This window comes from Sporosarcina sp. Y1011 (assembly GCF_057669885.1).
This window is the reverse complement of the sequence record NZ_JBYHFP010000002.1, coordinates 168,347-181,880: the sequence shown is the minus strand read 5'-3', so window position 1 is coordinate 181,880 and position 13,534 is coordinate 168,347. Positions and strand designations below refer to the sequence as shown.

Annotated in this window: 15 protein-coding genes; 12 read left to right on the top strand and 3 right to left on the bottom strand. The window is 44.4% G+C overall.

Annotated features, from left to right (window positions below):
* Positions 1–79 precede the first annotated feature (79 nt).
* From spoIID to AC25Y5_RS03015, 10 genes are all read left to right on the top strand, one after another.
* Positions 80–1,048 carry a stage II sporulation protein D gene (spoIID, locus tag AC25Y5_RS03060; protein WP_488139055.1) on the top strand — a complete coding sequence of 323 codons (969 nt, stop codon included), beginning with the start codon at positions 80–82 and terminating at the stop codon, positions 1,046–1,048.
* 10 nt (positions 1,049–1,058) lie between these two features.
* The gene (locus tag AC25Y5_RS03055; protein WP_488139054.1) at positions 1,059–1,718 is read left to right on the top strand and encodes a peptidoglycan DD-metalloendopeptidase family protein; all 660 of its coding nucleotides are present in this window, start codon (positions 1,059–1,061) and stop codon (positions 1,716–1,718) included.
* Positions 1,719–2,134: 416 nt separating this feature from the next.
* A complete protein-coding gene (locus AC25Y5_RS03050; protein ID WP_482101106.1) occupies positions 2,135–2,404 on the top strand; it encodes a sporulation transcriptional regulator SpoIIID in 270 nt (89 codons plus the stop codon).
* Between the two features lie 185 nt (positions 2,405–2,589).
* Complete coding sequence (gene mreB, locus AC25Y5_RS03045; protein ID WP_488139254.1) at positions 2,590–3,582, top strand: rod shape-determining protein MreB; 993 nt, start codon at positions 2,590–2,592, stop codon at positions 3,580–3,582.
* Between the two features lie 31 nt (positions 3,583–3,613).
* Positions 3,614–4,453 (top strand): flagellar hook-basal body protein, encoded by an 840-nt coding sequence (locus AC25Y5_RS03040; protein WP_488139053.1) that lies wholly within the window; start codon positions 3,614–3,616, stop codon positions 4,451–4,453.
* Between the two features lie 30 nt (positions 4,454–4,483).
* Positions 4,484–5,320 carry a flagellar hook-basal body protein gene (locus AC25Y5_RS03035; protein WP_488139052.1) on the top strand — a complete coding sequence of 279 codons (837 nt, stop codon included), beginning with the start codon at positions 4,484–4,486 and terminating at the stop codon, positions 5,318–5,320.
* A gap of 51 nt (positions 5,321–5,371) precedes the next feature.
* Complete coding sequence (locus AC25Y5_RS03030) at positions 5,372–5,701, top strand: DNA-directed RNA polymerase subunit beta (RefSeq protein ID WP_488139051.1); 330 nt, start codon at positions 5,372–5,374, stop codon at positions 5,699–5,701.
* Between the two features lie 49 nt (positions 5,702–5,750).
* Positions 5,751–6,197, top strand: coding sequence for a 3-hydroxyacyl-ACP dehydratase FabZ (gene fabZ, locus AC25Y5_RS03025; protein WP_482101398.1), 447 nt, complete (start codon positions 5,751–5,753; stop codon positions 6,195–6,197).
* Positions 6,198–6,278: 81 nt separating this feature from the next.
* Entirely contained in the window at positions 6,279–6,668 is a 390-nt protein-coding gene (locus tag AC25Y5_RS03020; protein WP_488139050.1) for a hypothetical protein, read from the top strand.
* A 94-nt stretch (positions 6,669–6,762) separates the two neighbouring features.
* On the top strand, positions 6,763–7,125 hold the full coding sequence (locus AC25Y5_RS03015) for a hypothetical protein (RefSeq protein ID WP_488139049.1): 363 nt from the start codon (positions 6,763–6,765) through the stop codon (positions 7,123–7,125).
* Positions 7,126–7,273: 148 nt separating this feature from the next.
* Here the strand turns inward: AC25Y5_RS03015 and AC25Y5_RS03010 are convergent, their stop codons facing one another.
* A complete protein-coding gene (locus AC25Y5_RS03010; protein WP_482101397.1) occupies positions 7,274–7,717 on the bottom strand; it encodes a YwpF family protein in 444 nt (147 codons plus the stop codon).
* 270 nt (positions 7,718–7,987) lie between these two features.
* On the opposite strand from AC25Y5_RS03010, the gene AC25Y5_RS03005 reads away from it, so the two are divergent.
* Positions 7,988–8,428, top strand: coding sequence for a single-stranded DNA-binding protein (locus AC25Y5_RS03005; RefSeq protein WP_488139048.1), 441 nt, complete (start codon positions 7,988–7,990; stop codon positions 8,426–8,428).
* Between the two features lie 395 nt (positions 8,429–8,823).
* On the top strand, positions 8,824–9,006 hold the full coding sequence (locus tag AC25Y5_RS03000; RefSeq protein ID WP_482101099.1) for a hypothetical protein: 183 nt from the start codon (positions 8,824–8,826) through the stop codon (positions 9,004–9,006).
* 57 nt (positions 9,007–9,063) lie between these two features.
* On the opposite strand, the gene AC25Y5_RS02995 is transcribed toward AC25Y5_RS03000, so the two are convergent.
* Entirely contained in the window at positions 9,064–11,808 is a 2,745-nt protein-coding gene (locus tag AC25Y5_RS02995; RefSeq protein WP_488139047.1) for a DEAD/DEAH box helicase, read from the bottom strand.
* Entirely contained in the window at positions 11,805–13,385 is a 1,581-nt protein-coding gene (locus tag AC25Y5_RS02990) for an SWIM zinc finger family protein (protein WP_488139046.1), read from the bottom strand. Before AC25Y5_RS02990 ends, AC25Y5_RS02995 begins: the two co-directional genes overlap by 4 nt.
* Positions 13,386–13,534: the final 149 nt, after the last annotated feature.

The window sequence follows — 13,534 nt, the reverse complement described above, 5'->3', positions numbered from 1 at the left end:
TATTAAGACTCAAAATGCTCCTTTGCTAGTATGTCCAAAATAACAGTAATAATACATCTTGTTTTTCATATAATCAATTATGGACAAACTACTAACAGCGTTCCTCATCATCCTTTTATTTTTCATCCCTATCCTATTAAAACAGACTCCGCAAATCACAAAAGAAGTTGAAGAACCGGAGGCACAGCTTTGCTACGTGGAGATCATCGTTACCGGCGTGGACAAGCCGATCCCACTTGAAGAGTATGTAGTAGGTGTCGTCGCAGCTGAAATGCCTGTCACATTCAGTGAAGAGGCTTTAAAGGCACAAGCAGTTGCCGCACGGACATACGCACTCCGAACGACCGAGAACGGCAAAAAACCAATCGCCGCAGATGTATCTGCACAAGTCTATTCCTCCGAAAAGAAACGGGAAGAGCGTTGGGGGAAAGAATTCAAACGCAATGAACGAAAAGTACGTGCAGCGGTGGAGGCGACTGCAGGGGATATTATTACTTATGGAGACGAAATGATAGCTGCAATGTTTTTTTCTACATCTAATGGACAGACTGAGACAGCGCAAAATTTCAGTGGCAATGACGTACCTTACTTACAAAGCGTGGATAGTCCCGGGGAGGGGGACGTTGCTGCAAACGTAGAAAGGAAAACCGAATTGAAACTTACTGAGTGGAATAAAAAGATAGGAAGCAAGTGGAGCGCTGATCGATTCAAATCACTTCAACTCGTTAGAAATGACACAGGTCGTGTTCAGAAAGTCCTCTCTACAGAATTTCAAGCGAGCGGCAGGGAAATGCGAGATTTGCTGGGACTAGCATCTACGGATTTTGATATCGCATTCGACGTAACGAATAGTATTGTTCATGTTACAACGAATGGCTATGGCCACGGTGTAGGGATGAGCCAATACGGGGCGGAAGCATTTGCTCAGAAAGGATGGACCGCCGAAAAAATTCTTTTACACTATTATTCGGGGACAAAAATAAAAAAATTTACTTTACTTGATTCGGAATGTTTAAAAACTCTCTCACTTGCAGATAATAGCGAGTGAGGTGATGACAATGCGAGAAGAAAAACCGAAAGCCCCTTCTCAGAAGAACAAAAGTGCAAAGGCAAAAAGCTGGTTTTGGCCTGTAGTCTATTCGGGTATCGCAATCGTCTTCGTTGGTATGATCTGGGGTTACAATGCATACATGAAAGAAGATGCCCCTGGTTTAGCCAACGATGCAGCGAAGGACCCGCAAGATGGATTGGTCGTCGAGACGAACGCAGCAAACGAAACACTCAAATACCCATTTGCTGAAGAGTCTATCGACGAAGTAGCGATTCTGCAAGATTTTTATGACGTAAATGCAGAGCCCGCCGTGCGTGAAAACGCGTTACTCGTCTCCAGCCAGACGTATGTAACAAACACAGGCATATCGATTGCGATTCAAGGCAAGGAATTTGAAGTTGTTTCTTCACTCAGCGGTACAGTAGAAGACATCTTGCTAGACCCGTTTAAAGGTGATGAAATCATACTTTCTCATGCCGATGGGTTAAAAACAATCTATCGATCCGTCACAGGTATTCTCGTTAAAAAAGGTGAAGAAGTGGTTCAAGGACAACCGCTCGCCACAACAACAGAAAATGAATGGAATCCGACGGCAGGCATCCATCTTCATTTCGAAATCCAACAAGATGGAGTAGCCGTAAATCCAAGCACTTTTCTAGCATTTTAATAGCAAGTTTCCAGCCATTCCAGAGCCAATCCGGAGTGGCTTTTTCTTTGGGGGAAATAGGGTGGTCGGCTTTGTGACCGCTCGAAAACAGCGCGGGACCGCCCGAAAACTCTTAGCGACCGCCCGAATCCTACGCATTACCGCTCGAAAATTACGTGGGACCGCCCGAATCCTACGCATTACCGCTCGAAAATTATGTGGGACCGCCTGAATCCTGCGCCCGACCGCTCGAAATCCCCGCGCGACCGCGCAATCGCCCAACCCCCACAAATAACCACCCCTAAAACGCAAACAACCGCCCAGAAAATCCCCATAACCACCAAAACCCCACCCACTCCCGACAACCGCCCGCATATCCCGCCCAACAACCGCATAGGATAAAGGAAGATTCGGACCTCAGAGGAAAGGAAGAGGGCGTGCACGAGCAAATACGGAGGCGATGCGTGCGCCTCGGCAATATGTTACTGGAAACGGGACTTACGGTACGTGCGTTGGCAAAAGCGACAGGCTATTCGAAAAGCACGGTTCACAAAGACTTGACGGAACGCTTACCAAACGTCGATGTGGCCCTGTCTGAAGAAGTCGCGAAAATACTTGCCTATCATAAGTCAGTCAGACATTTGCGGGGCGGCGAGGCGACAAGAATTAAGTGGATGAACGAAACAAAAAGAGTCGGAAACAGTTAGAAATAGAAGGCGGTATCGCATCCACATCGCGATCCGTTTTTTGCTTGTTGCAATAAATAGAGTTCTTTCACGAAAACAACCCTTAAGTATATTATTTATCAACCTTTTATGGTAAAATGTGTAGTCAGAAGCGTATACATACACGGGAATATCCAATGATGCGGGTGGAAGGGGAAACAGAAACAATGTTTGCAAAAGATATCGGCATAGACCTTGGTACAGCTAACGTCTTGATACACGTTAAGGGTAAAGGGATTGTACTGAATGAACCATCTGTAGTTGCGATGGATAAGCATACCAATAAGGTACTAGCAGTCGGGGAAGAAGCAAGACAAATGGTTGGCAGAACGCCCGCTAATATTATCGCAACCAGACCCATGAAAGACGGAGTCATTGCCGATTTTGATGTAACGGAAGCAATGCTTAGTCATTTTATCAATAAACTAGATGTAAAAGGATTCTTATCCAAACCGCGAATTCTAATCTGTTGCCCGACAAACATTACAAGTGTCGAGCAGAAAGCCATCCAAGAGGCAGCTGAAAAATCAGGCGGCAAGAAAGTGTATCTGGAAGAAGAACCGAAAGTTGCAGCAATTGGCGCGGGTATGGATATTTTCCAACCGAGTGGTAATATGGTCGTCGATATTGGTGGGGGAACGACGGACGTAGCTGTACTATCAATGGGAGACATCGTTACATCTAGGTCAATCACGACAGCCGGTAATACATTTGATAATGACATTACACTCTACATTAAACACAAATATAAATTATATATCGGTGAACGAACTGCTGAAGCTATTAAATTCAAAGTTGGAACTGTTTTTTCAGTTGGCCGAAAAGAAGAAATCGATATTCGGGGGCGCGATATGGCGTCAGGGCTTCCTCGCACAGTTACGATTCATTCCGACGAAATTGGAATGGCACTAAAAGAATCCGTTTATATGATTGTTCAAGCAGCGAAAAACGTCTTGGAAAAAACTCCTCCTGAATTATCAGCGGATATCATCGATCGCGGTGTCTTCCTGACAGGCGGCGGAGCACTACTGCACGGCATCGACCAATTACTCGCTGAAGAGCTGAAGGTTCCTGTATTTATTTCAGATAAACCGCTTGACTGTGTTGCGATTGGGACAGGCGTTTTATTGGATAACATACATAAGTTATCCAGCCGATAATCATTTTTAAAAAGTAAGGAGAAGTGAGCACATGTTCCGTGGATTTTATACAGTTGGGTCAGGTATGATTGCGCAACAACGAAAAACGGAGATGCTTGCGAACAATATGGCAAACGCCAATACGCCTGGTTATAAGGCGGAACAAGCAGTAATTCGTTCATTTCCAGAAATGTATATGTCGAGTATTGAAACAGCAAGAATACCGACGGAAAACGGCTTTCAGATGAAGGGATTATCGCCAGTTGGTGGGATTTCAACGGGTGTCTACATGCAGGAGACGCTGCCGTTATTTGCGCAGGGGCAATTGCGTGAAACGGAGCTGACAACGGACGTAGCGCTCATCGATGGCCGCTTACCGATTGATGAAGCCACGGGAACGGCGGGCGCCATATTCTTCAGACTTGAAAATGAAGGCGGTCGCGAACAATATACAAAAAACGGTAATTTCACAGTTGACGCAAATGGTTATTTAACGAGTTCGGCTGGGGCTTTTGTGCTTGATAGCAACGGACAGCGAATTGAAGTGCAAAACGATGACTTCCGCATAACTGACGAAGGCGTCATTATGGAAGGTGAAACAGCCGTCGCAACGCTTGGTGTTTCATTTGCACAGCGACCTGACACGCTTCAAAAACAAGGCGATGGCATGTTTGTAACTATGGACGGCGAAAACCTGGTTGCAGCAAATGACATGGCTGGCGTTACTTATTCAATGCAGCAAGGCTATCTGGAAGGATCGAACGTCGATGCAGCCCGGACAATGACGGACATGCTAACTGCGTACCGTGCATTCGAGGCCAATCAAAAAATTCTTCAAGCCTACGACCGCAGCATGGAAAAAACAGTAACGGAAGTGGGTCGGGTCAACTGATGACACGCCATTTGAAAGGAGCGGGGATGCATGATACGCACCATGACAACAGCAACAAACACGCTTAGTCAATTGCAAAACCAAATCGACATCATCGGAAATAACCTTGCGAATGTCTCGACACACGGCTATAAATCGAGTGATGCAAGTTTTCGTGAAATGTTGGTTCAGCAATTCAATAACGATAAGGCGGACACAGCACCGCGTCAATCTCCGAATGGTATCCGTTACGGTTCTGGGGCGATGCTTGGTCAAACACAGATGAATTGGAAAGCTGGCACCCTGCAAATGACTGGCCGTGAACTTGACTTCGCACTGACAACGCCAAAACAGTATTTTAATATACTCATGCCTGACGGAGGCGGCGAGCAAACTGTCTACACGCGTCAGGGGAATTTTTACGTGTCACCTATTGCTAACGGACAAGTGATGCTCGTCAACGCTGAAGGCTATCCGGTCGCTGATAGTGCAGGATTACCTGTCATATTTTCGGATGACGTAAAAAATTACACAGTCAAACCGGGCGGCGTCCTAGAGCTTACACATTCGAATGGAACGAGCGAGAACGTTGAGCTGGCTGTGACGGTGATGGAACGTCCGAATCTGATGGCACGGCTATCTGGAACGAACTTTGGCCTGCCCGAAAATTTGGCAGACCTCGGTGTCACTGAACAGGATGTCTTAACTGAGCTACAAGGTGCTGCTCGTAGTAGTATTGGAATAGAAGGCGAGGCGCTCGAAGCATCGAATGTGAACTACCAAAAAGAAATGACGGATCTCATCGGTATCCAGCGCTCTTATCAATTCAACGCGCGTGCAGTGACACTTGCGGATCAAATGCTCGGCTTAATTAATGGTATTCGATGAAACCCTACTAGAATGACGTCTGGAGCCTGGACAATTAAGGGAGTACTGACTATGACAGATGAAAAAAAAATTAAATTAAAAACCGAGCAACCAGAGGTGAAGCAAGAAGATGCCCAACCTTTACAACGATCAAGCCGGAAAGCAATTGGACAGCCTGAAAAAAAAGTCGAGGAAACTGCACCAAAAAAGCAAATTTGGGTACAAATTCGTCTACTTCCTATTTGGGTTCGTATAATACTGGTCCTGTTGCTTCTTGTCGGAGCGGCTGCGCTCGGAGCGATGATTGGCTATGGTACTCTCGGAGACGGCAATCCAAGCGATGTTTTTAAAAAAGAAACATGGACGCACATTTTGGATATCATTGCCGGAAAACAAAAATAACAGCTTTTTTATAAGTTAAAATACATAGTAAAGTGGTAGGAGGATGGGCATGCTAACAGCAGAACAGATACAAGCCATTTTACCGCATCGTTATCCATTTCTTATGGTAGACCGGATTCTTGAGGTTGAAGAAGGTAAACGTGCAGTAGGCATAAAAAACGTTACAATTAATGAAGATTTCTTCAATGGGCATTTTCCAGGATACCCGGTTATGCCAGGCGTTCTAATCGTGGAAGCGCTCGCACAAGTAGGCGCTGTCGCTTTGTTGCAAAAAGAAGAGAATAAAGGACGTCTTGCTTTTTTCGCGGGCATCGATAACTGCCGTTTTAAAAGACAAGTGACGCCTGGAGATACATTACGTCTGGAAGTGGAAATCACACGACTTCGTGGAACAATCGGCAAAGGCAAAGCGATTGCTACAGTCGATGGTGAAATTGCATGTGAGACAGAAATTACATTTGCACTTGGTCCAGTTGTAGAAACTGGAAAAAACTAAATTCGCTAATAAATGGAAGTTTCGATACAATGGTCAATACAGTGCTGTTAAATAGCACAAAGTGGGAGGTTTCAAATCAATATGTTTAAAGATCTTTCTCCAAATTTAAAAAGCAGCATAACGAGATCGATTACACAGACATTCGAACAATACATGAGCGATATTGAATGGTCCGGTGAGCGATTTAGTATCGATGATTATTTTGCCAGTTGGCGCGAGTACATTACTGTGAAAGCGCTTTGGTACACCAAAATTCCGGATGAATTAAAACTTGACCCAGAATTCCATGAAGATCTTGCGCAACGCATCAATAAAATTATCGCTCGAATCCTCAGTGAACCGCCATCTGAAGAACAAATTGTGGAAATTCAGAGCATGCAGGAAATGTTAAATACGCACTACGAGTATAACTGTAAAGCGGAAGCAGTATACGTCGATACATTGCTTAAAAAACATTTAGCATCTTCATAAATAAAAACGGATAGTTCCCTCATTTCTGGCTAAGCTACGAAGTATCATACTTGTTTGTGTGATAGACGGCTTGTGGAGAGGAGGGAATTTATTCATGTTCAAAAAAGCGATACCACTGGTTCTAATCTCGGGACTTGTACTAACAGGTTGTGGTACCAACGACGACGTGCCGAATAACAACGAAACGCCGATGGAAAACTTGGAGGACAACACAAAAGACATAACGCCTGATGTAAACGAACAAACAGGACCGGATATGGATGGTCTGAACAACGGTGGAGATGATGACGGCATCATTAATGACAACAACGGAGACCGTAATGGAATCATCAATGATGACGGCGGCGGCAACGCAAATCCGGACAATGGCATTATGAATGACGGCAACACAGACTCGGACAAGCGAAATGAAATGAACAACGATAATAACAACAATAACAACAATAACAATAAATAACCGCTAATCGCTAACCGCAAGCCGTGCGGGGAACCGCCTCATAACACTTGAGGCGGTTTTTCTACTCTCAATGAGCCAATCGAAAACAATTACAGATAAAAACACAAAAAAAACTGCCTATAACGCTAGGCAGCACAACATAGACCATTCAACTCTCCGCATCTTCCTGATCTTCCTTTAAACGCGGACGAGAGCGCATATCTGATTCGAATCGACGTAACAGATCTTCCCCTCCAAGCCCCTCACCAATCAATTCCTCCAATAGCTGTTCGGCATATTGAGCCCGCGCACGCTTCAAACGACCTTTTAGCAGTACGGAGATTTTATCCCCAATCGGCTTGACGCCTTTGACAGCAACACGGAATGCGGCAGGTTCGTTTTCAGGATACGAAATAACCACTTTTACTTCCAATAAATCCTCATCAGCTTTCCATTTTTCGAAAACGGACTGATGTTCTTTATCGATGAACATTTCTAAAATCCACATATGATGGCTATTTTCCTGGTTGATAATAATTCCGTCACTCAGCGGATAATCGCGTACGACATCTTCTTGCAGTATGCCCACTGACAACATTTTAAAAGTTTTTATCATCATCCACCCCAATCTTTTTCCTCATAGTATACCATAAGAGCAAATTCCAAAGAAATCAGATAGATGCTAAAGTTGAATTATCAATAAAACCTGAAAATTCCGATACGCCTTATGGCTATTCAATTACTACCATCCATGCCGCAAATAAAGTCGAGCAAAAAAGGAATTTGATGTCGAAAGGTGACTGAAAATTTAAATATATGTGATTGCACTTATTAAATTGGACCGAGTATGATGAAGTCAGAAACCAAGAGAGGAGGAACTCAATTGAATCAGGTTGCACTAGTTGGGCGAATTACGAAAGATCCGATTCTTAAAAGGATCTCAGAAAGTAGAGTACAAACCAGCTTTGTCCTTGCCGTAAACCGTAATTTCAAAAACCAGAAAGGAGAAATGGAGACAGATTTTGTGCTTTGTACAATGTGGGGGAGGCCGGCGGAAAATACTGCAAAACATTGCGGAAAAGGTTCTTTGATCGGAGTAGGCGGACGTATTCAATCCAGGTCATATGAAAGGGAGGATAAGAGTCGAGTCTATGTAACAGAGGTGATTTGTGAAGATGTTCGTTTTATTTTAACGAAAAAGCGTGCCAATGACAACCTGTACAGTGAACATGTAATAAGTACACCACAGTCGATAGCGGAAAAAGAGGATACTGAGCATTTCAATCTGCCGAGTAGAGAAGCAGAAGGATTACCGATTTTCTAACCTGAAGGATTTAGGCGCAATACTACATATCATGCGACGAATCTGTCGTGGCAAAAAGGAGGACTGCAACCGGGCAACAATCCGGGGCCGCAATGACAACTAAAAAGGATAGATAGTGAGTAATGCCAAATACACTAGTTAAAGGTAAATGTGAGAAAAAGAAATACTGGACATGTACAGAAGGGGTTCTAAGCATATCCAGTTTGAGTGAGTATAGATACGCGAGCGGATTTCTCAGGGACATCCGTACATAGCGAATCTAGTTGCATAGTAGAAATCCGATGGGGGTCGGATTCTTACGCCTAAAAATAACCACTTAAGAATCCTGGAATCGTGTTCTGCGCTTGTTTCCAGGATTCGGATAAGTGGAATCACTAGAGAGGGAAGTGAGAAGTTTGGAGACACTTACTAAAGATCTGCAGAGGATGGAAATGCAAATTGAACAACTGATTAGCATAGTAGCCAATCAAAACAAGCGATTGAATCGGATAGAAGATGGCGATAGGAAAAATAGACTCGTAACAATACGTAAAATTCCGTATGCGGATGCGTCTGATGGGATTTATGCAAAAAACTAAAAAGGACTCCAGTGCCAACTGCGGCACGGGAGTCCTACACTTATATGATACTGCTCATTAGCTTTCGAAAGATAACAAATCGTCCAGTTCCGTGTCGGACAAATCCGACAGCCACTGACTTGATTGGATTAAGTCGGCGGATAGTGCCGCTTTCTCCACAAGCATCTTATCGATTTTCTCTTCAATCGTCCCGATCGTCACAAATTTATGGACGTGGACGAATTTTGTCTGGCCGATACGGTAAGCACGGTCGGTTGCTTGATTTTCAACAGCGGGATTCCACCATCTATCTGCATGCAATACGTGATTTGCACCCGTTAAGTTCAATCCAGTTCCACCAGCTTTCAACGACAGGATGAAAATAGGGAATTCACCTTCCTGGAAAGCCTCCACCAGTCGGTCACGTTGCCCCTTCGGCATGCTGCCAGTCAAGAAGGGAACGTCAATGCCATGCAGTTCTGACAAGCATTGGCGGATGAGTTGCCCCATGCCAATGTATTGCGTGAAGATCAAGCATTGCTCTTTGTTATTTGCGATGTCAGCCGCCATTGAGACGATCAAATCCAGTTTATTAGACCTTGACATCATTTGCTCAGCAGGAGCTTGTGGCTCCTTTAAGAAGAGCGCTGGATGGTTACATAGTTGTTTCAATCGGCTGAGCATTTTTAAAATGAGACCTTTCTTTTCAAAACCGGTAAGTGTCTGCAACTTGAATTTCGTTTCTTCAAGAAAACTTTCATACAAAGCGGCCTGTTCAGTCGTTAAAGGACAGTATTCATTCTGCTCAAGCTTTTTCGGAAGATTGAGCTGCAGATCAGGATCACTCTTCGTTCTGCGCAATAGGAATGGACGAATTTTAGCTCTTAACTTCCGTTTATCCGCTTCTGAATCATCACGCTCAATCGGGATAATGTAGTTATCAGTAAATTTTCGGAAACTGCCAAAATACCCTTTGTGAATGAAGTCGAAAATTGCCCACAGTTCAGATAAACGGTTTTCAATTGGTGTACCCGTCAAGGCAATATGGTGCCTACCTCGAAGTTTTCGTATGACGCGGGATTGCTTTGTCTGCATGTTCTTGATATTTTGCGCTTCATCAAGCGTAATGCTCGCAAATTCTGTCTCCGCTAGCATTTCACCGTCCTGTGAAGCCGTACCATACGTCGTCAGTACGACGTCAGGCTGCAACTGGTGAATAAGTTCTTTAAAGTTCTCGTCTTTCGCTCGCATCGGACCGTAATGGGCATGGACTGAAAGAGAAGGTGCAAACCGTTCAAGTTCTTTTTGCCAGTTGCCAAGTACACTTGTCGGACAAACGATGAGTGATGGCGTATTTGTATCGGGTCTTGCATGAATGTTAAGCAGATAAGTAATGAGTTGAACAGTCTTTCCAAGCCCCATATCATCTGCCAGGCATGCACCGAAGCTATTATCACGCATGAAAGTCAGCCAGTTGTATCCGTCTTCCTGATATGGCCGCAGTTCAGCAAGTAAATCTTTTGAAATGCCGGCAGCAGGAAGACCTTTTTTATCGGACAGCATTTCCATATAACCAAGAAGTGATTTCTGCATCGTAAAAGCAAATAATGGATCATCTAAATCTTCATCTTCTTCAAGAGGGACTATTTCTTCAGGAATGTCTTGGAAAAGTAAGTCTTTAACAGTCCATTCCCCAGCGTCCGCACGGTCCATCAGATCGCGAATTTTTCTCAGCCACAATGGATCGATATGGAACCATTCATCGCCGGAGCGAATGTATTCACGGTTTTCATCGACAAGTTTACGGAAGTCCTCGCGACCGATCGTATTACCGGCAAGTGAGAAGTTCCAATCGAAAGACAGCACTTCGTCTAAACCGGTAGCTGATTTATACGATTGCACACCCGCATTGGTCCGTATTCTCAATTTGGATTCTGTCACTGATTTCAGCCATGCTGGCAGGATGACGGGGTATCCAAATGATTGAAGCAAAGGCAAGTCATTCTGGATGAACATTCGTACTTCAGGATCAGACATCGGTGTTGCTAAGAAGCTTTCACTAGGAACAATGTCCACTGAACCTAGGAAAGATGTCATTTCAGATTGCTTCTTCACAATGTCATCCGCGTATGGCTTCCACTTGGCAGGAAGCGCTTCTACGGCAGGTGCATTCACTTTCCGCATAGCAGGAGACCAATGTGCCCCGCGTTCTCCTACAATAACCGATTCAAGAAGCCATTCCGTGTCAGTAGTCTCGACTGCTGGTTCAGTCAAGCGGAATGCAAGATTGACCGGCATTGTCGAAACGGTTTCACCCGGCCAGCCGTATGTCCGTAAATGGGGTAACAATGAAGCAAGCAGTTCAGGATTAATGCCAGATGTTGAAAGCTTACTACTCACAGCATGAGCGATTACGGCAGCTGCGCCTTCGGAAATACCTGCTTTCTTGCTATCAAAACGAATACTAGTGCCGTCTACTTCCGCATAGTTCCATAAGTCGGGGTCACTCCATGAATTTGCAGCTTCCCGAACGGACGTAAGTAACGCGTCGTCTTCAGCAGTAAACCCTTCGAAGGTAATATAGGGGTGCATCGCTGAAAAAATAGGCAGTAGCTGGTCTGCTTGCACGTAAGCAAAGTCTGCATCTGTATTGATAAGGAGTCCAAAAAGCGCACGTTCATTGTTAAAGAACAGGAAGGAAACAAGTTCGTCCGGTTCAATCTTCAACCCATTGCCTTCTTCCGCGGCAATGGAAAATAGTCCATCTTCCAGTAAGCGAATGCTCAAACGGAATAGGCGATTTAATGTAAATGTTCCGGTCATAAATTTAAATTCCCTTTCTCCATTTCTTCCATCAATGCGCGAAGTCTGCGGTTTTTTTCACGCACTGTATCAATGTATTGATTCCAAAAGTCGATTTTGCCACTTTTTTTCGAACCGGCTTTCATTTGTTTAAACAATTTGACGGCTCGCCGATAACTATGTCGGTTCTTTTCTTTTATGAAACCCATGGCAAACGTATGAAGGAGTGGCAAGACAGCTGCTGGATCTGTACTCAGTGCCAATTTCAAGCCGCCTGCTTCCGCCCCGTCATAAGGAACACCGTATCTGTGCATTAGCGCTGCCCATTCGGCAAAACGTTCACGTTCAACAAGGAAATCTGCATATACATCGACACCCGGTTCCCCGTATTGGGCAAACATGCCTTCACGGAGCTCTTCCGAAAAATCAGCGGCTTCAAATAAACCGTCGATTGTGCGCACAAATGCAGGTCGGCCAGCCGAAGAGACAGATTCGTTAACGTAGTCACCAATATAGGGGAGCATTGCATGCATAATAATAGACAGTGATTCTACTTCATCATAACTTTCGGCAAGTTTTGCAAGAGGTAGCCATGTAATCACATTATCAGCTGTTACATTGTTAACCATTTCCGCCAATTCTTCATGTTTTCCTTCCGTTAGATGGAAAAAGGCGATAAAAGTTCTAGATTCCTCCGAGTTTTCTTTCGTAAGAATTTCCAACTCAACGCTTCGCGCGGCTTGATAGGGGAAGAGGTTCTCCCAAAAAAGACGGTAAACATGAAACCTTTCGTTGAACAAACCCGAATGTCCAAGCGCAAATGTCCGGACTAGCTCTTTCACTTGTTCATGAAAAGCGTCTGCTTCAAATAGTTTTGGTTTCGCGCCAATGGCTGAAACGCTATCGTTCAGTTTGCCCAGTTGCTCAGTTAGCCAGTTTTGTACATACCACTTACCGTAGAAGAATGAGGTCGGTTCACCGCCTAAATGGGCGTTAACATACGGCCACCCGGCATCCAGAACATGCAATCGATAGTAAAGTTCAAATAGAGGTTTCCACTCGTACTCAAAAGGAATTAACGGAGCCGCTTTTTGATCAATCAAGGACGTTTCATGGATGAACACACCTGGATTTTCAGCTGGTTCAATTGTGCGAAGTGGATTGGTTAGGCGCTTCAGTACATGAATCCATGCTTCAGGTGTGCGTTCAGATATGGAAAGTACCATCTGTTGCGAGTCGGTTCTGCGCCATTCGTGGAGCCATTCAGTCAGAGAATTCTGCTGTGAATATAAGTGGAATATAACGGCGATCCGGTGGGAACACCAGCCGGAATAACCGCATGTACATTGGGAACTTTCATTATTGAAAAGAAGGCGGACTTGTTCCGAATCCACACCAAAGAGACTTGCAACCACTGTGTTTTCAGATGGATCGTATACATATGAATCGGTTGCGCCATTTCGGACGAGTGCGACTGCACGTCTAACTACGAGTGCTTCGGCATCTACCCCAGGCCGCAGTGCATGTTTAATGCCATTCATATATTCATCTATTTCGTTTTCGTGCAAGTAGGATACACGTTCGACAGTTATATTCAACGGATCACTCCCTAAGAAAAGCATTCCTTCTATTATACCGCTTTTTAGCAGCGAGCGGAAATGATGTTATCCATATCTTGTACTTTTGCACATTTATTTATCTTTATTCAGCATTCATCTCTCACATCCATAGATGGAAGATGAATGCA